Raw genomic sequence first — 19,413 nt, forward strand, 5'->3', positions numbered from 1 at the left:
CGCCGTGGAGAACCCCACATCACGCAGCTCGTACATCAGCTGATAGGTCAGCGTCCCCGACTTGCTCACCAGACCGATACGACCCGCCGTGGTGATGTCCGCCGGGATGATGCCGGCGTTGGAGGCGCCCGGCGAGGCGATGCCGGGGCAGTTCGGGCCGATGATGCGGGTCTTGCCGCCCTTGGCGACGGCGTAGGCCCAGAACTCGGTGGAGTCGTGGACCGGCACGCCCTCGGTGATGACGACGGCGAGCGGGATCTCGGCGTCGATGGCCTCGATGACGGCGGCCTTGGTGCCTGCCGGCGGCACGAAGATCACGGTGACGTCGGCGCCGGTGGCGGCCGTGGCCTCGGCCACGGTCGCGAAGACCGGGAGTTCGACGCCGTCGAAGTCCACGGTGGTGCCCGCCTTGCGGGGGTTCGTACCACCAACGACCTTGGCACCCGACTTGAGCATCCGGCGGGTGTGCTTCGACCCCTCGGAGCCCGTGATGCCCTGGACGATGATCTTGCTGTTCTCGGTCAGCCAGATTGCCATTACGCACCTACCGCAGCGAGCTGGGCGGCGCGCTTGGCCGCTTCGTCCATCGTGTCCACGAGTTCGACGCGGGGCAGGCCCGCGTCGGACAGAATCTGCCGCCCGAGGGTGGCGTTGTTGCCGTCCAGCCGGACGACCAGCGGGTGGGTGACCGCCTCACCGCGGTCGGAGAGCAGCTTGAACGCCGAGACGATGCCGTTGGCGACCGCGTCGCAGGCGGTGATGCCGCCGAAGACGTTGACGAACACCGACTTCACGCTCGGGTCGGACAGCACGATCTCAAGGCCGTTGGCCATGACCTCGGCCGAGGCGCCGCCGCCGATGTCGAGGAAGTTCGCCGGCTTCTGCCCGCCGAACTCCTCTCCGGCGTAGGCGACGACGTCGAGCGTCGACATGACCAGGCCCGCGCCGTTGCCGATGATGCCGACCGAACCCTCGAGCTTGACGTAGTTGAGGTCCTTGGCCTTGGCCGCGGCCTCCAGCGGGTCCTCGGCGGCCTTGTCGGCGTAGGACTCGTGCTCTGCCTGGCGGAAGGAGGCGTTGTCGTCGAGGGTGACCTTGCCGTCTAGCGCCTTCACCTGACCGTCCTGGGTCAGGATCATCGGGTTCACCTCGACCAGCGTGGCGTCCTCGTCCACGAAGACGGCCCAGATCTTCTCGATGATGTCGGCCGCGCCGTCCAGCGCCGCCTCCGGCAGGCCGCCGGCCTGGGCGATCTCCCGGGCGCGCGCCCGGTCGACGCCGGTCAGCGGGGAGACCGGGATCTGGGCGACCTTCTCGGGCGAGGTGTGCGCGACCTCTTCGATCTCCATGCCGCCCGCGGCGGAGCAGATGGCGAGGAAGGTGCGGTTGGCACGGTCGAGGAGGAAGGAGAAGTAGTACTCCTCGGCGATCGCGCTGGCCTCTTCGACGAGGACCTTGTGGACCGTGTGGCCCTTGATGTCCATGCCGAGGATGTCGGTGGCCTTCTGCACGGCGTCGGCGGCGTCGGCGGCGACCTTGACGCCACCGGCCTTGCCGCGGCCTCCGGTCTTGACCTGGGCCTTGACGACCACGCGACCGGTCAGCCGCTCGGCTGCCGCGCGTGCCTCCTCCACGGTGTGCGCGACGATTCCGCGCGGCACCGGGATGCCATACTCCGCGAAGAGCTCCTTCGCCTGATGTTCGAACAGGTCCACGAGGGTCCGTCCTTGCTTGTCCGGCTGTTCTTCTTCTCTACGTTGAGGACCAGACCTCAGGACGCCCGCGATCCGCCGGAAGCCTGGCCTGAGAAGCCTAGCCGCCGCCAGGACGTGGAGCGCTCGCCGGGGGGCCATTACCACCGCGCTTCCAGTAATGAGATACCCCGCTTTATCCCAGTATTACTGAAAAGCTGACACCGTGCCCGATCCATCGGGCCCGCAGGGACGAGCGAGCGGACGTGCCAGGAGGACCGTGCGCCCCTCCGCCGCGTACCGCTTTTCGACATCCCCTATTCCGCCAATGGCCACCCATTCCGAAGATCTCGTGATTGCACTGTGATCTTGACTCGGAAGAATGCGCGGACCCCTCGACGACGGGGAGAGGGGCATACAACGGGAGGAACCCCCCAATGAGGCGATGGATCGCCCTCACCGCGACCGCCATGGTCGCCCCCGCGCTCGCGATGGCCGCCCCGGCCGCCGCGCACGCGGCACCGGGCACCGCAAACGCGACGCTCACCGCCCCGCAGGCCGCCCCCGGAAACCCGGTCGAGGCCCTGCGGCAGCAGTTCGCGAAGAAGAGCGGCGTGCGCCTGGACGAGCTGACGCGCATGCGGCTCGACGGAGAAGACCTCCTCAAATACCGGCAGGTGGGCAACCTGCGCTTCGGGAAGTCGGGCGTCGACGCCCTGGACGTCAAGATCGTCCTGAAGGGCGACGGCAAGGTCCCGGACTCCACTCTCCGCACGATCGTCATCGACGGCAAGACGTACCTGCGGAGCGCCCTGTACGACGACCTCCTGCCCGCGGGCCGGAGCTGGGTGCGCGCGGAAGGGGGCACCCCGACCCTGAGCACGATCGACGTCCTCCAGCCCAAGGTGCTCAAGACCATCCTCGCGAGCACGAAGAGCAAGAGCCCCGGCGGCAAGGTCGGCGGCGCCAGGACCACCCTGCTGCGCGGCTCGGTCACGCTGGCGAACCTCGCCAAGGTCTCGCCGTCCCTGGCCTCCCTGGCCAAGTCGCTGAAGTCCAAGAAGCCCGTCGCGCTGCCCTGGAAGCTGTGGATCGGCGGCGACCAGCTCCCCCGCCGGTTCCAGTCGTCACTTCCGATCTCGGCCAGTTCGCTGACCGGCAAGCTGACGATCGACACCGACAGCCGCTACACCTCTTGGGGCAAGAAGGTCGTCATCACGGCGCCCCCGGCCACTGAGGTCGTCGACGAAGAGGACCTCCAGACCGACCTCCCGGTGACCCCCGACCTGACCTTCCCGGTCACCGGCCTGACCGCCCGCCAGCACTGAGGCACCCCACGGGCTCGCCCGGCCGGACCCGGGGACGAGCCCGTCGCACGGCGTTCCCTAACGGGAACGCCGTGCGACGCTGTCACGGCTTTCGAAGGGGCACTGTCACAGCTTCCCGATGGGCACTGTCATAGCTTCTCGATGGGCGCATAGGCCAGGAGCAGCGTCTTCTCGCCGCCGGAGCCGAAGTCGACCTTCACCTTGGTCTTCTCGGCCACGCCGTCCACCGTCACCACGGTGCCGAGCCCGAACTGGTCGTGGGTCACCCGGTCACCCGGGCTGAGGTTCGGGATCGCGCGCCCGCCGGTCTTCGCCGGCGTCGCGGGGGCACGGCTCTCCCGCTTGGTGGCCGCGCTCCAGGCGCTCTTGCCCGGGTCGCCGCGCCAGTCGAGCAGATCGGCCGGCACCTCGGCCAGGAACCGGGACGCCGGGTTGAACGCCGGAGACCCCCATGAGCTGCGGACGGCGGCGCGCGAGACGTAGAGCCGCTGCTGCGCCCTGGTGATGCCGACGTAGGCCAGGCGGCGCTCCTCCTCCAGCTCCCTCGGCTCTCCCAGCGAGCGCATGTGCGGGAAGACGCCGTCCTCCAGGCCGGTGAGGAAGACCACGGGGAACTCCAGCCCCTTCGCGGTGTGCAGGGTCATCAGCGTGACGACGCCCTGGTGGTCCTCGCCTTCGGGGATCTGGTCGGCGTCGGCGACCAGCGAGACCTGCTCCAGGAAGTCGACGAGGGTGCCGTCGGGATTGGCCTCCTCGAACTCCTGGGCCACGGAGATGAGCTCGTTGAGGTTCTCCAGCCTGCTCTCGTCCTGGGGGTCGCCGGAGGTCTCCAGCTCGGTGCGGTAGCCGGTGCTCGAAAGGATCTCCTCGGCCAGCTCGGAGATCGGCAGTTCCTTGCCCCGCAGGTCGTCCAGCAGGGCGACGAACTCCTTGATGGCGTTGAGCGACCGCGTCGCCAGGCCGGGGGCCTCGTCGGCCCGCCGGAGCGCGTCCCAGAACGGAATGCGCTCCCTGGTCGAGAACGCCTCCACCATCGCCTCGGCGCGGTCGCCGATGCCCCGCTTGGGGACGTTGATGACGCGGCGCAGCGAGACGGTGTCGCTGGGGTTGGCGAGCACCCGGAGGTAGGCGAGCAGGTCGCGGACCTCCTTGCGCTCGTAGAACCGCACGCCCCCGACGACCTTGTACGGCAGGCCGGTGCGGATGAAGATCTCCTCGAACACGCGGGAGGCGGCGTTGGTGCGGTAGAAGACGGCCACCTGGCCGGGCGTCACGCCCTCCTCGTCGGAGAGCCGGTCGACCTCCTGCGCGACGAACATGGCCTCGTCGTGCTCGTTGTCGGCCACATAGCCGATGATCTTGGGCCCGGCGCCCTGGTCGGACCAGAGGTTCTTCGGCTTGCGGCTCTCGTTGCGCGAGATCACCGCGTTGGCCGCCGACAGGATCGTCTGGGTGGAGCGGTAGTTCTGCTCCAGCAGGATCGTCCGGGCGCTCGGATAGTCGCGCTCGAACTCCAGGATGTTGCGGATGGTCGCGCCGCGGAAGGCGTAGATCGACTGGTCGGCGTCGCCCACCACGCACAGCTCGGCCGGCTCCACCGCGGCCTCGCGCACGAGGTCGCCGTCGGCGGTGCGCAGCTCGGGCTGCCCGACGAGCTCCCTGATCAGGATGTACTGCGCGTGGTTGGTGTCCTGGTACTCGTCGACCATCACGTGGCGGAAGCGGCGCCTGTAGTGCTCGGCCACATCGGGGAAGAGCTGGAACAGGGTGACCGTCAGCATGATGATGTCGTCGAAGTCCATCGCGCCGGCCTCGGTGAGCCTGCGCTGGTAGCCGGCGTAGGCCTCGGCGAGGGTGCGCTCCAGGTGCGTCTGGGCCTTGCCCGCCGCCGTCTCGTAGTCGATCAGCTCGTTCTTGAGGTTGCTGACCTGCGCGGAGAACGAGCGCGGCGGGTAGCGCTTGGGGTCGAGGTCGAGCTCGCGGCAGACCATCGCCATCAGCCGCTGGGAGTCGGCCTGGTCGTAGATCGAGAAGCTCGACGTGAAGCCCAGCCGCTTGGCCTCACGGCGCAGGATGCGGACGCAGGCGCTGTGGAAGGTCATCACCCACATGGCCTTCGACCTCGGGCCGATGAGCCGGTCGACCCGCTCCTTCATCTCCCTGGCGGCCTTGTTGGTGAAGGTGATCGCCAGGATCTCCTGGGGCTGCGCGCCGCGCTCGGACAGCAGGTAGGCGATGCGGTGGGTGAGCACCCGTGTCTTGCCCGAGCCCGCGCCCGCGACGATGAGGAGCGGGCTGCCCTCATGGACGACGGCCTCCCGCTGCTGCGGGTTGAGCCCGTCGAGCAGAGGATGATCAACAGTGGGGTTCACGGCTCGGGTCGACACGCCCCTAGATTATGGCCGCCCACCGACAATGGGCGCCTCTTCGGCTCCACTCCGGCCACGGCTCCGGCTCCGTCCCGGCCGCGGGATCGGACGCGCACCCTGCCCTACCGGCGGGGGAGCCGACGCCCGTGGTCGGAAATATCGAGACAATGCCAATTGTTCAGCGCCCAGCAGACCTAGGAGGACGATCGTGACCGTACTTGCGGACGCCGACATCGGCACGGCTCTGGTGGTGACCGCTCACCCCGACGACGTGGACTTCGGCGCGGCGGGCACCATCGCGACGTTCACCGACAAGGGTATTCGGGTCGTGTACTGCATCGTCACCGACGGCGACGCAGGGGGTTTCGACCGCGCGCTCGACAACGGCGGCATGGCCGCGCTGCGGCGCGCCGAGCAGACCGAGGCCGCCAAGCTGGTCGGCGTGGAGGACGTGCGCTTCCTCGGATACAAGGACGGCACCGTGGAGCCGACCCTGACGCTGCGCCGTGACATCGCCCGGGTGATCCGCCAGGTGCGCCCCGACCGGGTGATCACCTCGAGCCCCGAACGCAACTACGCGCGCATGGGCCCGAGCCACCCCGACCACCGTGCCGTCGGCGGCGCGACGCTGGACGCGGTCTACCCCGACGCCCGCAACCCGTACGCCTTCCCGGAGCTGCTCACCGAGGAAGGGCTGGAGGCGTGGACGGTGCGCGAGGTGTGGCTGACGGGCGGCATGGCGAACAACCACTATGTGGACGTCACCGCCACGCTCGACCGCAAGCTCGCGGCACTGCGGGCCCACGTCAGCCAGACGGCCCACATGGACACCCTCGAGGACTTCGTCAAGGGCTTCCTCGGCAGGAACGCCGGCGCCGCCGGCCTCCCCGAAGGCACCTACGCCGAGGGCTTCCAGGTGGTCCCGAGCGCCTGAGCGGCCGGACCGGGCTCGGCCGGAGACCGCCGGTCGAGCCTTCTCGCGGCGCGGGCGGCGGCGTACCCCAGCGAGTTGGTGGCCAGGTGCAGCAGGGACGGCGCCGCGAGCCCCCCGCGACGGCGCAGCTCGTGGAAGAGCACCCCGGCCACGCCGGTGGAGATCACGGACGCCACCACCAGGCGCAGCGCCCCGCCCCCGGCCGGCGGCGCCGTCGTACCGGCGTCCGCCGGCCGCTCCGTCGTGTCGTTTCGCGCGAGGCCGCTGAGGGCCGGGTTGGCCGAGGCCATGTCGAGTGCCGGCAGGACGTGCCAGAGCCCGAAGAGCGCCGACGAGCCCGCGACGGCGACGCCCGGCCCGTGCCAGCGGCGCAGCACCGCGGGAAGCACGCCCCTGAACGCGACCTCCTCCAGCAGCACCGTGCCCAGCGGCACCTGCACCAGCGCCTCCTCCAGCAGGCGGGCACGCGAGAGGGCGAGGGCCCGCTCGTCGCGGAAGAAGCGCCGCGTCGAGGCCGGCAGGATGCCTCCGGCATACACCGCGGCCACCGCCGCCGCCAGCGCCCCGCCGATCTTCGCCCCCCGCCGCCCGTCCGCGAAGCCCATCTCCGACCAGGCCAGCCCGGAACGCCGGCCGAGCGCCACGAGCGCGCCGGCCGTGGCCAGCGACGTCACGGGCGCGAGGCGCCGCGCGATGCGGTTGTTGAGCACGTTGGCCGCCACGAGCATGGCGACGGCCGGCACCAGCACCGGCCAGACCCGTCCGGAATCGGTGGTCACGAGGCGGCCCGCTGCCTCCAGCCGGGCGGGAACCGCAGGCGGCGGCGTTCGGCCGTGGTCAGCCCTCCCCAGATGCCCTCGGACTCCCCCGCGCGCACGGCGTACGCCCGGCACTCCGCGATCACCGGGCAGGTGGCGCAGATGGCCTTCGCCCGCGCCTCGCGCTCAGGAGAAGGGGCATCGGGGAAGAACAGCTCGGGATCGGACGTACGGCAGGACCCCCGGGACGCCCAGTCCGCCTCGCGGACGGCTTCCGTGCCCATGACCACCTCCCTGGCCTGCGTCGACACCGCCACGTTACGGGCCGTGCCCCGGCGGCACATCCGCCTGACGATGTAGTCGACGGTCGTGGCGCTCCCCATCTCGGCGTACATCAGCAGGCGTCGACGCCTTGGTTGAAGCCCTTGGCGAAGGACTGCTGGCGCTGGGCGGGGGTGCCGTGCGCGTCCTCCCGCCACCACGCCTCGGTGGGGTCTCCCGCCGCCGCGAGGTTGGCGAGCAACTCCTCGTCGTCGCCGTTCTCGGCCTCCAGCCGCTGGTCCTTGATGAGGCCCTGCAGGGCGCCCCCGGCGTAGCAGTCGGCCTGCAGCTCGCGCTGGACGTTGAGGCTGAAGTCGCTCATGAGCTGGGCCTGGATGGCGTGCCCGATCTCGTGCGGGATGATCACGTAGACCGCGCCATCCCCCTTCTCCTCGTACAGGCCGCGCATCCACGCCTCGTCGTAGGCGATGAAGTGCCCGACGGGGCAGTAGAAGGCGTTCTCCGGCACGGCGGGCTGGCCGCCGCAGTCGGGCCCGCCGGTGCCGCTGTACGCCACGAACTTCTGCAGCGGGCGGTAACTGCGACCGGCGGCCTGGAACCTCTGCTGCCAGTAACGCTCGACAAGGGTGCGCGCGAGCTGGACGTCCTCCTCGAACGTCTGCCCGAGAGCCTTGGACGGCTGGGCCGGCTGGGCCGGCTGGTCGGGCTGGGCCGGTGAGCTGGGCGCGGAGAACTGGTCCTTCCAGAACGCCACGGACGAGCAGCTCGTGGCGAGCACGGCCGCGAGCACGAGCGTCAGGACTGTGCGAGGGGTCACACGACCATCCTGGCCGACCGGTCACGCTCTCGCGCGGTGAATCACACGAGCCGGCGAGCGGTCGCCCAGCGAGACAGCTCGTGGCGGTTGGAGAGCTGAAGCTTGCGCAGGACGGAGGAGACGTGGGTCTCGACCGTCTTCACCGAGATGAACAGCTCCTTCGCGATCTCCTTGTAGGCGTACCCCCGCGCGATCAGCCTCAGCACCTCGCGCTCGCGGGTCGTCAGCGAGTCCAGCTCGGGGTCGATGGACGGCGCCTCGGTCGAGGCGAAGGCGTCCAGGACGAAGCCGGCCAGGCGCGGCGAGAACACCGCGTCACCGTCCGACACCCGGACGATCGCGTCGGTCAGCTCCCTGCCGCTGATGGTCTTGGTGACATACCCCCGGGCCCCGCCGCGGATGACGCCGATCACGTCCTCGGCCGCGTCGGAGACCGACAGCGCGAGGAAGCGGACGGCCGACCCCGAGCCGAGCACCCGGCGCAGCACCTCCTGGCCTCCCCCGCCGGGCATGTGGACGTCGAGCAGGACCACGTCGGGCTTGAGGGACTCGATGGCGGTGACCGCGGACTCGACGTCCTCGGCCTCGCCGACCACCTCGATCTGCGGGCCGAGCTCGGCCCGCACTCCCGACCGGAAGAGCCGGTGGTCGTCGACGATCAGTACCTTGACCATGTTCACGGCTCCCTCACGCATCGGGGCGGTTCGTGGATCACGACTGCTCCCGCTTCATCGTCAGCATCACTTCGGTCCCCTCGCCCGGCTCGGTCTTGACCCGGGCGCTCCCGCCGTGGCGCTCCATCCGGCCGATGATCGACTGGCGGATGCCCATGCGGTCGTCGGGAACCTCGTCCATATTGAAACCCTTGCCGCGGTCCCTGACGAACACGGTGACCTCCTCGGGCTCCACCTCCGTGTAGACGGAGATCACCGGAGCCTCGGCGTACTTCGCCGCGTTGACCATCGCCTGCCGCACCGCCTGCAACATGGCCCGCAGCCCGTCGTGCAGATCGCAGTCGCCCACGCAGACGATCTCGATCGGGACGCCGTGCTCGTCCTCGATCTCCGCCGCCACCCGGCGCACCGCGGCCGCCATGGTGGCGTCGGCGTCGGCCTTGGGCTGGTAGAGCCAGTTGCGCAGCTCGCGCTCCTGCGACCGCGCCAGGCGGGTCACCTCGAACGGGTCGTTCGCGTTGCGCTGGATCAGCGTCAGCGTGTGCAGCACCGAGTCGTGGACGTGCGCGGCCATCTCGGCGCGCTCCTCCTGGCGGATGCGCTCACGGCGCTCCTTCTGGAGCTCCTTCCACAGGGCCGCCAGCCAGGGCGCCGCGATCAGCACCATCCCGCCGGCCACGACACCGGTGAACAACAGTTGAGGAGGGACCTGGTTCAGCTGGCCCTGGGACGCGAGGAAGCCGGTGGCGCCGGTCACGATCAGCAGCAGGCCGATGCCCGCGCGGACCCACGATCGCCGCACCTGCCGCACCGCGCCGGTCATCCAGCGCTGGCGGCGGTCGGGTTCGGCCTGCTGCCAGAGGATCAGCGTGCCAATGCCGCCCAGCGCGATCGACCAGGTGCCGATGCCCCCGGTGGACGCGCCGGTCAGCCAGCCGAACGCTGTCAGCGCCATGCCGAGCACGGCGTACGCGGCGATCTGGCCCCAGTCGCGACCGGGCGGCTCCCCTTCGCTCTGCTCGTTCGAAGTGAACAGCCACAGCGCGGCGTACGCGAGGAGACCGAGCCCGTCCAGGACGGTGAGCAGCACGAAAGCGAGCCTCAGCACGACCGGGTCGAGCCTCAGCTGGGCGGCGGCACCCTGGGCGACGCCCGCGACGAGCCGGCCGCGCAGCGGGCGGACCAGGCGGGGGTAGGCCTCGGGAATGGTGGGGGTCTCAGACATCTCTCGAGCATCGTCACACGTGCAGGGACAAAAGTGCATCAGGGCGCTCCCTGACTCCTGCCCTGAGTGCTCGGGGACGAGTCAGGGTCCTCCCGGATGGCGGGCGGGGCCGGCGCGCGGCCACGATGGAGCCATGACCGAAGCACGTAGTCCGGACCCGACGCTGGAGCCAGGTAACTTCGCACCCGTGAACGAGGAGCGCGTGCTCAAGCGTAGTGACGAGGGACGCATGCTCACGGGCGTGTGCGCCGGCCTCGGCCGCTACACGGGGATGGATCCAGTGATCTTCCGCGTGGGCTTCGCCGTCCTGGTCGTCGGATCCGGCATCGGCATCATGTTGTACATCGCCGCGTTCCTGCTGATGAGAAACACGAACGGCGGCCCCGGATACGCCGAGCAGTGGAGCCGCAGGGTCTTCGACGCGGAGACCGTGATGGCGCTGCTGGCGGCGATCTTCGGCCTCGGCCTGATCATCAACCTCGCGGCCGACGGCATCAGCACCGCCACGGTCGTCGTGGGCACGCTGCTCGCGATCGCCCTGCTCGCGGCGCACTCCCAAGGCGTCGACCTGCTGGCTCTGACCAGATCGCTGCCGGAGCGGATCAAGGGCAGGCGGGGCACCCGGCCGGTCCCCGACCACTGGGCCGGCGAGCCGTTCGGCGCCCGCCCGTTCCCTCCTGCGGCCCCGCCGTTCTCCTCGGCTCCTCCCGCCGGCGTGCCCTTCCCTTCCGGCGGGCGCTTCTCCCCGCCTCCCACGAGCGCGTCTTTCCCCTCGTCGCCCCCCGCCCCGCCGTCCTCCGCGCCGCCTGCCGCGGCCCCGACCTGCGTTCCTTCCACGCCCCCGGCCGGTGCTCCCACCGCGGCCCCGACCGGTGCTCCGTCCGCGGCCCCGACCGGTGTTCCCACCGCAGCCTCACCCGCCGGCGCTCCCCCGCAGGACCGGGCCGACGTGACGCACACCGAGGCGCCACCAGCGGACGCCGTCTCGGGCGCGGGCACCGAGTACCGGCGGCTCGCGGACCTGGCCCGGGAGGCACGCGCCGCCCACCAGGACGCCCCCTCCACCTCTTCCACCTCTCCCGCGTCTTCCGGCTACGGACGGCCCGGCTACGGGGCCGCGGGCGCTCCGGTCGCTCCCCGCTACGGGACCGGACGGTTCGGGGGCGGCGGCTTCGACTCCTCCGGTGAGCCGTTCGCCCCGCGAGGCCCCTACCGTCCGCACGACGCGCACCCACCGTACGAGCCGCAGTACTGGGGCTACGACAAGAGGGGCGGCACCCGCCCGGCACGGCCCGACCGGCCGAAGTCGTTCATCGGCGCGCTCACGGTCTTCATCGCGTTCATGGTCGGAGGGATCATGGTTGCCGCGCAGTCGTCGTCCACTACGTTCAACCTGCCGGTGGTCGGCGGGGTGGTGCTCATCACGATCGGCGCGGGGCTCCTCGTCGCGACCTGGTTCGGCCGGGGCGCGGGGCTGGTCGCGACCGGCACGATCGTGGCCCTTCTCCTCGTGGCGGGATCGACCATGAACGGTATTCCTAAGAAGATCGGCAGCTACACCTGGGAGCCGGTCGACAGCTCGCAGGCGGTCCGCACCTACTCGGTGGGCATCGGCGACGGCACGCTGGACCTGCGGAGCACCAAGCTCCTCCCGGGGTCGCGCACCCGCTTCGACGCCTCCGTGTCCATCGGCGAACTCAAGATCATCGTGCCGCGAACGGCCCGCGTGGAGGTGTTCGGCTACACCAGGCTGGGCGACGTGAAGATCGAGCACACGGTGCAGGGCGGAGCCGACGTCCACCACGACAAGGTCCTGGAACCCGACGTCAAGCCGTCGGGATCCGTCCCGGTCATCGAACTGCACGTCAAGGCCGGCATCGGAGACGTGGAGGTGCACCGTGCGGCATAAGACCGACTGGCTGTCGCTGCTCGCCGGACTGCTGTTCATCGGCGTCGGCATCCGCTACCTGACCCCGCCCGCGCCCGACGTGATGGTCATGGCACCGATCCTCATCTTCGGCCTCGGCTTCGCCGGCTTCGTCGGCATCATCGCCAAAGCCACCCGCAAACGCTGACCGCCGCCGGCGAATCATCCTCAGCCTGCTTCTAACGGAATCGGGCCCGATCCTCGTTAGACTGGAGCGATGTCCGACCCGCTGGCCTTGCGCTTCACCAGGACCATCCGCGCGAGTCGCGCCGGCGTCTCCGACGCCCTCGCCGACACCGGCGGCCTGACCGCATGGGTCCGGGACAACGCCGGCGACCTCGGGGTGGCGGACCCCGCCCGCTTCACCGCGACCGATGCCCTTCGCGAGCAGGTCGTCGCACTCCGCCAGGCGGTACGGGCGCTGTTCGCCAGGGCCGTGGCCCCCGGTGAGCCGAGCTCTGCGGACGCCGCGCGCCTGCCGGAGTTCACCGAGGCGCTCGCGGCGGTGAACGCGGCGGCCGGGGCCGTGCCGCTGGTCCGGCGGCTCGACTGGCCGGCGACCGGCGTCCCCCTCGCAACGAGCACCCCGGCGATCGAGGCCGGCGAGCCGGCGTTGCTGTGCGCCAGGCTCGCCACGGCGACGATCGACTTCCTCGCCGGCCCCGACCGCGTTCACCTGAGGGCCTGCCCGGCGCCGCGCTGCGTCATCTACTTCCTCAAGGAGCACGCCCGCCAGGAGTGGTGCTCGGTCAAGTGCGGCAACCGCGCCCGCGCCGCCCGCCACTACCACCACCACCACCACGCCCCCACCCCTGACTGACCCCCCACCGAAACCCACCTCGCCCGGCCACCTCACCCTCCCGGCCGGCGCCGTCGTACGGCGGACCACCGGGGGTGGAGCCGGTACCAGGGTCCGGCTTCTAACGGGTTGAATCCTTGACTTCCGTTAGGTTAGGGTCGGTGGCATACTCTAACGGGAATTGCCTCCTTCTTCCGTTAGACAGGTGCCGGCGAAAGGGTGAGCAGATGAGCTTCAAGATCGGGCATGTGGGTCTCAACGTGACCGACCTCGATCGCAGCAAGCGGTTCTACCTGCACGTCTTCGGGTTCGACCTGCTCAAGGAGTCGACCGAAGGCGACCGGCGGTACGCCACGCTCGGATACGACGGCGGTACGGTCCTGACGCTCTGGCAGCAGAGCGAGGGCCGCTTCGCGACGGCGTCACCGGGCCTGCACCACCTCGCCTTCCAGGTCCCGGACATGGACGCGGTACGCGAGGCCGAGGCCACCCTCCAGGAGATCGGCGTCCGGTTCGCCTACGACGGGCTCGTCTCGCACGGGGAAGGCAGGCAGTCCGGCGGCGTGTTCTTCGAGGACCCTGACGGCATCCGCGTGGAGATCTCCGCCCCGACCGGCGCCGAGGACCTCAAGGCCCCCGCGGCGGGGGCCCCCACCTGCGGGTTCTTCTAATGGAGCACCCCGGCGAGCTGCTGCTCCAGCGCCGGGCCGGGATCACGAAGCCCTTGGGGTCGGCACGGACCCGGGCCGTGATCCCCGACGTTGCGGCCGACTTCCTGCGGGCCCAGCGCATGCTCGTGATCGCGAGCCCGGACCGGCGGGGGCGGGTCTGGGCGACCGCCCTCACCGGGCCGGAGGGCTTCGCCGACCCGCTGGACGAGCGGCACATCGCCATCGACGCCCTGCCCGCCGGGCCCGTCGCCGGGCTGTACGACGGCGGCGATGACGAGGACGGCCGCGACATCGGGATCATCGCCATCGAGCCCGCGACGCGCCGCCGCATGCGCGCGAACGGCCGGGCGCACCGCGAGGGGGACCGCCTGATCGTCCGCACCGAGCAGGTGTACTCCAACTGCCCGAAGTACATCCAGAAGCGGGAGCCCGCGTTCGGCTCCACCGGATCGGCCACGCGGATCAGTACAGGCCAGGCGCTGACGCCCGCACAGCGTGACTGGATCCGCGCGGCGGACACGTTCTTCATCGCCACGCACGTGGACGGGCAGGGCTCCGACGCCTCCCATCGGGGAGGCGCCCCCGGATTCGTCCAGGTCATCGACGAGCGGCGGCTCGCCTGGCCGGAGTACCCGGGGAACCTGATGTTCATGACGCTGGGGAACCTGCTGCTCAACCCCTCCTGCGGCCTGCTCTTCCTCGACTGGGAGAGTGGTCGTGGGCTGCGTCTCACCGGCCGGGCCGCCTTCGACGGCGACGAGGCCGGGTTCGAGTTGGAGGAGGTCGTGGAGATGGCGGGCGAGATCCCATCCCCCTGGCGGTTCGTCGAGCGCTCGCCGTTCAATCCGCCGGTGGCCGCTCCCGAGGGATCTTCGTCCTCTCGCACCACCGACGCCTGAGCCCGTACGGGCGATGCCAGAGCGTGCCCGGCCGGCACCGGCGTCCCGCACAGGAAGGATGCGTGATGGCTCCGTTGACACCGCCGTTCACCGAGGAGACCGCGCGAGCCAAGGTCCAGGCCGCGGAGGACGCCTGGAACACCCGCGATCCACATCGCGTGGCGCTCGCCTACACGCCTGACTCGGTCTGGCGCAACCGGTCGGAGTTCGTGACCGGACGCGAGGAGATCGTCGAGTTCCTGACCCGCAAGTGGGCCAGGGAGCTGGACTACGCGCTGCGCAAGGAGCTGTGGTCGTTCACCGGCGACCGCATCGCCGTGCGGTTCCAGTACGAGTGCCGGGACGCGAACGGACAGTGGTGGCGCAGCTACGGCAACGAGCTGTGGGAGTTCGACGGCGAGGGTCTGATGCGCCGCCGCGAGGCGAGCATCAACGACCTGGCGATCACAGAGGAGGACCGCCGGATCTTCGGTCCCCGTACTCCCTCCGACCTCGGCCGCCCCTTCCCCTTGGCGTAGGGCGCGGACGAACGGGCGACGCGCAAGGGTGGCGTGTCATGGAAGCCGACGGGTGTTTTGCCGTCTCGGGGGTTGACCCCGCAGATCAGGGGCGTACTTTCGCATTTGTCGGTTCTCACTCCATCCACTCCTCACCGTTAGTGCGCTCGCCACCTCACCGTCACCCTCCTCCGGGACACCTCCAGCGAGGTCGGCACTGGTAAGCGCACGGCAATAGATCCACCGCCAGCGCGCTTGGAGGACCAATGACCCGTATCAGCCTCACCGTCGACGGCGTCACATACGAGGAGGAGGTGGAGCCACGCCTGCTCCTTGTCCACCTCCTGCGCGACCGGCTGGGAAAGACCGGCACACCGATCGGCTGCGACACCGGTAACTGCGGCGCCTGCACGGTCATACTCGACGGCAGGAGCGTGAAGAGCTGCTCGGTCCTCGCCGTACAGGCGGACGGCAGTGACGTCGTCACCATCGAGGGCCTGTCCGGGGTCGACGGCCGGCACCCGATGCAGGAGGCCTTCCACCAGGAGCACGCCCTCCAGTGCGGCTACTGCACCCCCGGCATGATCATGGCCGCGATCGACCTGCTGAAGGACGACCCCGACCCCTCCGACGAGGCGATCCGCCACGGCCTGGAGGGCAACCTCTGCCGGTGCACCGGCTACTGCAACATCGTCCGCGCCGTACGGCGAGGCGCGCAGAGCATGAGCAGCCCGGAAGTGGTGAGCGGCATATGACCGAGGAGCTCGACGCCGGATTCGTGGCCAAGCAGATCGCCGACAACGACATGCTCAGCGAGCCCGCTCCCGGCAGGCACGAGGTGGGCGCGGCGCGCAAGCGCAAGGAGGACGCCCGGCTGATCACCGGACGCACCCAGTGGACCGACAACATCCAGCTGCCCGGCATGCTCCACGTGGCGTTCCTGCGCAGCCCGATGGCGCACGCCCGCGTCACCCGCGTGGACGTCTCCGCGGCGCTCAGCATGCCGGGGGTCGTGGCGGCCTTCAGCGGCCAGGACTTCGCGGCCGAGCAGGGCAGCCTGCCGTGCGCCTGGCCGGTCAGCGAGGACATCGTCATCCCCGAGCACCCCCCGATGGCCGTCACGGAGGTGCGGTACGCGGGCGAGGCGGTGGCCTGCGTCGTCGCCACCGACCGGTACAAGGCGAGCGACGCGCTGGAGGCCATCGAGATCGACTACGAGCCGCTGCCCGCCGTGCTCGACATGACCGAGGCGCTCGAGGAAGGCGGCCCCACGGTCCATGATGCGGGGAACAAGGCGTTCACCTGGACGTTCTCGGCGGGCGACCTGGACGCGGCGTTCCGCGACGCCCCCGTGGTGATCGAGCGGACCTTCGTCCAGCAGCGGCTCATCCCCTCGGCCATGGAGCCGCGGGCCGTGGTGGCCCAGACCGACGGCGACTCCTTCACCCTGCACTCCTCCACCCAGATCCCGCACGTCCTGCGGATCATGCTGGCGCAGGTCACCGGCATCCCCGAGCACAAGCTGCGCGTGGTGGCCCCGGACGTGGGCGGCGGCTTCGGCTCCAAGCTCCAGGTCACCGCCGAGGAGGTGCTACTGCTCCTGCTGACGAGGCGCCTCGGCAAGCCGGTCAAGTGGACCGAGTCACGCTCGGAGGGCAACCTGACCGTCCACCACGGCCGCGACCAGCTCCAGCGCCTCTCCCTGGCCGCCGACGCCGACGGGCGCCTCCGCGGCCTGAAGGTGGACCTGCTCGCCGACATGGGCGCGTACCTCATGCTGGTCACCCCCGGCATCCCGATCCTGGGCGCGTTCATGTTCAACGGCATCTACAAGATGGACGCCTACGACTTCATGTGCACGGGCGTGTTCACCACCAAGATGCCGACCGACGCCTACCGCGGCGCGGGCCGGCCGGAGGCGACGTTCGCGATCGAGCGGCTCATGGACGAGCTGGCCGCCGAGCTGTCCCTCGACCCGATCGAGGTGCGGCGGCGCAACTGGATCGCCCACGAGGAGTTCCCGTACACGACGATCTCCAACCTCACCTACGACTCGGGCAACTACGAGGCGGCGACCGACAGGGCGCTCGCCCTGTTCGGCTACGACAAGCTGCGAGCCGAACAGGCCGACCGGCGCGACCGCGGCGACCCGGTGCAGCTCGGCATCGGCGTCTCCACCTTCACCGAGATGTGCGGCCTCGCGCCCAGCCGCGTGCTCGGCTCGCTCAGCTACGGCGCCGGCGGCTGGGAGCACGCGTCGGTGCGCATGCTGCCCACCGGCAAGGTGGAGGTCGTCACCGGCTCCACCCCGCACGGGCAGGGCCACGAGACGGCTTGGAGCCAGATCGTCGCCGACGCCCTCGGCGTCCCGTTCGACGACGTCGCGGTGCTGCACGGTGACACGGCGATCGCCCACAAGGGCATGGACACCTACGGCTCGCGCTCGCTGGCGGTGGGCGGCATCGCCGTGCTGCAGGCCTGCGACAAGGTGAAGGACAAGGCCAAGAACATCGCCGCCCACCTGCTGGAGGCCTCCGCCGACGACATCGAGTTCGACGGCGGCACGTTCAAAGTGCGCGGCACCGAGGCGGGCACGACCATCCAGGAGGTGGCGCTGGCGGCGTTCGCCGCGCACAACCTCCCCGACGGCGTCGAGGCCAGCCTGGACTCCGACGCGACGTTCGACCCCGGCAACTTCTCGTTCCCGCACGGGACGCACCTGTGCGCCATCGAGGTGGACACCGAGACCGGCGCCGCGAAGATCAGGTCGTACGTGGCGGTCGACGACATCGGCAAGGTGGTCAACCCGATGATCGTCGAGGGGCAGGTCCACGGCGGCCTCGCCCAGGGCATCGCGCAGGCGCTGTACGAGGAGGCCGTCTACGACTCCGAGGGCAACCTGCTCACGACCACGATGGCCGACTACCTGCTGCCGTCGGCGGCCGACCTGCCCGACTTCGTCACCGACAGGACCGAGACGCCGGCCACCAGCAACCCGCTCGGCGTCAAGGGCGTCGGCGAGGCCGGGACGATCGCCTCGACGCCCGCCGTGGTCAACGCGATCGTCGACGCGCTCCGGCCGTACGGGGTGAACGACGTGACGATGCCGTGCACCCCCGAACGGATCTGGCGAGCAGTACAGGGAGGCACCGCATGAACCCGGCGACCTGCGACCACGAGGGAGGTGCCAGATGATCCCCGCGACCTTCGACTACGTCCGGCCCTCATCGCTGAGCGAGGCGGTGTCGGTGCTCGCCGACGCCGGGGAGGAGGCCAAGGTGCTCTCCGGGGGGCAGTCCCTGCTGCCGCTGCTCCGGTTGCGGCTGGCCTACCCGAGCGTGCTGGTCGACGTCGGCCGCCTGGCCGAACTGCACGGCATCCGCGACGAGGACGGCCACATCACCATCGGCGCCACCACCACGCACGACGAAGTGGTCCGCTCGCCGATCGTGAACGCCGAGTGCCCGCTGGTCGCGCTCGCCACCGCGACCGTGGCCGATCCCGCCGTAAGGCACCGCGGCACGTTCGGCGGCTCCCTCGCCCACGGGGATCCGGCCGGTGACCTGCCGGCCGTGGCGCTGGCGCTCGACATGGAGTTCGTGGTCCACTCCGCGTCGGGCGAGCGGGTGGTGGCGGCCCGGGACTTCTTCCTGGACTACCTGGAGACGGCGCTGGAACCGGGCGAGATCCTCGCCGCGGTCCGGGTGCCCAAGCTGGGCGTGGGCTGGGGCTTCCACTACGAGAAGTTCCACCGGACCGCACAGTCGTGGGCGATCGTCGGCGTCGCGGCGGCCGTGCGCCTCTCCGGCGACCCCGGTGGCACGGGCCGCCGCGTCGAGGAGGCCCGCGTGGGCCTGACCAACATGGGCCCCACGCCCGTACGCGCCACCCAGGTCGAATCGGCGGCGGCAGGGATCGAGCTGAACGGTTCCCTCGCCCCGTACGGCGGCTCGGCGGCGAACGGCTCGGGCACCGCCGGCGGCGCGAACGGCTCCGGGCGGCACGCCGGCAACAGCACCGGGGCCGCGCTCCGGGAGGCTGCCGCCGCGGCGGCCGAGGGCACCTCCCCCACGGGCGACCTGCACGCCACCCCCGACTACCGCCGGCACCTCGCCCGCGTCCTCACCCATCGCGCCCTACTCTCCGCTGCCGCGACCGTCTAGAACACTGCCGAAGGCACGCATCCCCGGCCCGGATCACCACCGGCCCGGGGATGTTCAGTTGACTGCACCAACTCGTGTTGATCAAGCATGGTGCGAACGTCGTGGACACCGGCATGATCGGGTGGCGCGAACGGGAAGTCAGTCGATGGCGTCGGTGAGTCGGGCGGTGAGGTCTCGGATGTGTGCGATCAGTTCGGGTGGCTGGTGTATCCGGAAGCGGAAGCCGAACAGTGCGACGTAGATGGCGAGTTCGTCGAGTGAGTTGGATCCGGTATGGAGAAGGCAGCTGTGCGGGTCGACGGCCTCGATGACACCGACGGTGGGCGGGATCCGTTCGGCGGCGGTCTCGGCCGGCGCGTACAGGGTGATCCGGGCTTGG

At 70.6% G+C, this 19,413-nt stretch carries 20 protein-coding genes; 11 read left to right on the top strand and 9 right to left on the bottom strand.

Annotated features, from left to right (window positions below):
• Both MYF83_RS41340 and sucC read right to left on the bottom strand, forming a co-directional pair.
• Positions 1–537: CoA-binding protein (locus tag MYF83_RS41340; RefSeq protein ID WP_248966284.1), on the bottom strand; the 537-nt coding region annotated here is incomplete at its 3' end.
• Entirely contained in the window at positions 537–1,715 is a 1,179-nt protein-coding gene (gene sucC / locus MYF83_RS41345; protein WP_248966285.1) for an ADP-forming succinate--CoA ligase subunit beta, read from the bottom strand. The genes sucC and MYF83_RS41340, both read right to left, overlap by 1 nt.
• Positions 1,716–2,128: 413 nt before the next feature.
• Here sucC and MYF83_RS41350 point away from each other — a divergent pair, with 413 nt between their 5' ends.
• Complete coding sequence (locus MYF83_RS41350) at positions 2,129–3,019, top strand: hypothetical protein (RefSeq protein ID WP_248966286.1); 891 nt, start codon at positions 2,129–2,131, stop codon at positions 3,017–3,019.
• A 128-nt stretch (positions 3,020–3,147) separates the two neighbouring features.
• Here the strand turns inward: MYF83_RS41350 and pcrA are convergent, their stop codons facing one another.
• Positions 3,148–5,367 (bottom strand): DNA helicase PcrA, encoded by a 2,220-nt coding sequence (gene pcrA / locus MYF83_RS41355; RefSeq protein ID WP_248966299.1) that lies wholly within the window; start codon positions 5,365–5,367, stop codon positions 3,148–3,150.
• Between the two features lie 226 nt (positions 5,368–5,593).
• On the opposite strand from pcrA, the gene MYF83_RS41360 reads away from it, so the two are divergent.
• The gene (locus MYF83_RS41360) at positions 5,594–6,322 is read left to right on the top strand and encodes a PIG-L deacetylase family protein (protein ID WP_248966300.1); all 729 of its coding nucleotides are present in this window, start codon (positions 5,594–5,596) and stop codon (positions 6,320–6,322) included.
• Here MYF83_RS41360 and MYF83_RS41365 read toward each other — a convergent pair.
• Genes MYF83_RS41365 through MYF83_RS41385 form a run of 5 tightly spaced genes read right to left on the bottom strand, consistent with a single transcriptional unit; the run spans position 6,286 to position 10,078 of the window.
• Positions 6,286–7,101 (bottom strand): CPBP family intramembrane glutamic endopeptidase, encoded by an 816-nt coding sequence (locus MYF83_RS41365; protein ID WP_248966287.1) that lies wholly within the window; start codon positions 7,099–7,101, stop codon positions 6,286–6,288. The two genes, MYF83_RS41360 and MYF83_RS41365, sit on opposite strands and share 37 nt — an antisense overlap.
• Positions 7,098–7,475: a WhiB family transcriptional regulator gene (locus tag MYF83_RS41370; protein WP_308201581.1), complete on the bottom strand. Its 378-nt coding sequence runs from the start codon at positions 7,473–7,475 to the stop codon at positions 7,098–7,100. Before MYF83_RS41370 ends, MYF83_RS41365 begins: the two co-directional genes overlap by 4 nt.
• The gene (locus MYF83_RS41375) at positions 7,475–8,179 is read right to left on the bottom strand and encodes a neutral zinc metallopeptidase (protein WP_248966288.1); all 705 of its coding nucleotides are present in this window, start codon (positions 8,177–8,179) and stop codon (positions 7,475–7,477) included. The genes MYF83_RS41370 and MYF83_RS41375 overlap by 1 nt, the downstream gene beginning before the upstream one ends.
• Positions 8,180–8,220: 41 nt before the next feature.
• On the bottom strand, positions 8,221–8,853 hold the full coding sequence (locus tag MYF83_RS41380; RefSeq protein WP_248966289.1) for a response regulator: 633 nt from the start codon (positions 8,851–8,853) through the stop codon (positions 8,221–8,223).
• Between the two features lie 37 nt (positions 8,854–8,890).
• The gene (locus MYF83_RS41385; protein ID WP_248966290.1) at positions 8,891–10,078 is read right to left on the bottom strand and encodes an ATP-binding protein; all 1,188 of its coding nucleotides are present in this window, start codon (positions 10,076–10,078) and stop codon (positions 8,891–8,893) included.
• A gap of 133 nt (positions 10,079–10,211) precedes the next feature.
• On the opposite strand from MYF83_RS41385, the gene MYF83_RS41390 reads away from it, so the two are divergent.
• From MYF83_RS41390 to MYF83_RS41430, 9 genes are all read left to right on the top strand, one after another.
• Complete coding sequence (locus MYF83_RS41390) at positions 10,212–11,987, top strand: PspC domain-containing protein (protein ID WP_248966291.1); 1,776 nt, start codon at positions 10,212–10,214, stop codon at positions 11,985–11,987.
• Positions 11,977–12,153, top strand: coding sequence for a hypothetical protein (locus MYF83_RS41395; protein WP_248966292.1), 177 nt, complete (start codon positions 11,977–11,979; stop codon positions 12,151–12,153). Before MYF83_RS41390 ends, MYF83_RS41395 begins: the two co-directional genes overlap by 11 nt.
• 69 nt (positions 12,154–12,222) lie before the next feature.
• Entirely contained in the window at positions 12,223–12,825 is a 603-nt protein-coding gene (locus MYF83_RS41400) for a CGNR zinc finger domain-containing protein (RefSeq protein ID WP_248966293.1), read from the top strand.
• 206 nt (positions 12,826–13,031) lie between these two features.
• Positions 13,032–13,475: a VOC family protein gene (locus MYF83_RS41405; protein ID WP_248966294.1), complete on the top strand. Its 444-nt coding sequence runs from the start codon at positions 13,032–13,034 to the stop codon at positions 13,473–13,475.
• Entirely contained in the window at positions 13,475–14,374 is a 900-nt protein-coding gene (locus MYF83_RS41410) for a pyridoxamine 5'-phosphate oxidase family protein (RefSeq protein ID WP_248966295.1), read from the top strand. Before MYF83_RS41405 ends, MYF83_RS41410 begins: the two co-directional genes overlap by 1 nt.
• A 65-nt stretch (positions 14,375–14,439) precedes the next feature.
• Positions 14,440–14,892: a nuclear transport factor 2 family protein gene (locus tag MYF83_RS41415; protein ID WP_248966296.1), complete on the top strand. Its 453-nt coding sequence runs from the start codon at positions 14,440–14,442 to the stop codon at positions 14,890–14,892.
• A gap of 245 nt (positions 14,893–15,137) precedes the next feature.
• Positions 15,138–15,626: a (2Fe-2S)-binding protein gene (locus tag MYF83_RS41420; protein WP_248966297.1), complete on the top strand. Its 489-nt coding sequence runs from the start codon at positions 15,138–15,140 to the stop codon at positions 15,624–15,626.
• 50 nt (positions 15,627–15,676) lie between these two features.
• Positions 15,677–18,028, top strand: coding sequence for a xanthine dehydrogenase family protein molybdopterin-binding subunit (locus MYF83_RS41425; RefSeq protein WP_248966302.1), 2,352 nt, complete (start codon positions 15,677–15,679; stop codon positions 18,026–18,028).
• Positions 18,029–18,062: 34 nt separating this feature from the next.
• Positions 18,063–19,034, top strand: coding sequence for an FAD binding domain-containing protein (locus MYF83_RS41430; RefSeq protein ID WP_248966298.1), 972 nt, complete (start codon positions 18,063–18,065; stop codon positions 19,032–19,034).
• Between the two features lie 138 nt (positions 19,035–19,172).
• Here MYF83_RS41430 and MYF83_RS41435 read toward each other — a convergent pair.
• A partial coding sequence (locus tag MYF83_RS41435) for a WCX domain-containing protein (RefSeq protein WP_372500406.1) occupies positions 19,173–19,413 on the bottom strand: 241 nt, incomplete at its 5' end.

Origin of the sequence: Sphaerisporangium perillae, assembly GCF_023276435.1 — a bacterium.
Taxonomy (GTDB): Bacteria; Actinomycetota; Actinomycetes; order Streptosporangiales; family Streptosporangiaceae; genus Sphaerisporangium; species Sphaerisporangium perillae.

Coding starts and splice junctions, on each gene's coding strand:
- MYF83_RS41350 (WP_248966286.1), top strand. CDS start 2,129: ATGAGGCGATGGATCGCCCTCACCGCGACCGCCATGGTCGCCCCCGCG.
- MYF83_RS41370 (WP_308201581.1), bottom strand. CDS start 7,475: ATGTACGCCGAGATGGGGAGCGCCACGACCGTCGACTACATCGTCAGG.
- MYF83_RS41380 (WP_248966289.1), bottom strand. CDS start 8,853: ATGGTCAAGGTACTGATCGTCGACGACCACCGGCTCTTCCGGTCGGGA.
- MYF83_RS41385 (WP_248966290.1), bottom strand. CDS start 10,078: ATGTCTGAGACCCCCACCATTCCCGAGGCCTACCCCCGCCTGGTCCGC.
- MYF83_RS41390 (WP_248966291.1), top strand. CDS start 10,212: ATGACCGAAGCACGTAGTCCGGACCCGACGCTGGAGCCAGGTAACTTC.
- MYF83_RS41400 (WP_248966293.1), top strand. CDS start 12,223: ATGTCCGACCCGCTGGCCTTGCGCTTCACCAGGACCATCCGCGCGAGT.
- MYF83_RS41405 (WP_248966294.1), top strand. CDS start 13,032: ATGAGCTTCAAGATCGGGCATGTGGGTCTCAACGTGACCGACCTCGAT.
- MYF83_RS41410 (WP_248966295.1), top strand. CDS start 13,475: ATGGAGCACCCCGGCGAGCTGCTGCTCCAGCGCCGGGCCGGGATCACG.
- MYF83_RS41415 (WP_248966296.1), top strand. CDS start 14,440: ATGGCTCCGTTGACACCGCCGTTCACCGAGGAGACCGCGCGAGCCAAG.
- MYF83_RS41420 (WP_248966297.1), top strand. CDS start 15,138: ATGACCCGTATCAGCCTCACCGTCGACGGCGTCACATACGAGGAGGAG.
- MYF83_RS41425 (WP_248966302.1), top strand. CDS start 15,677: ATGCTCAGCGAGCCCGCTCCCGGCAGGCACGAGGTGGGCGCGGCGCGC.
- MYF83_RS41430 (WP_248966298.1), top strand. CDS start 18,063: ATGATCCCCGCGACCTTCGACTACGTCCGGCCCTCATCGCTGAGCGAG.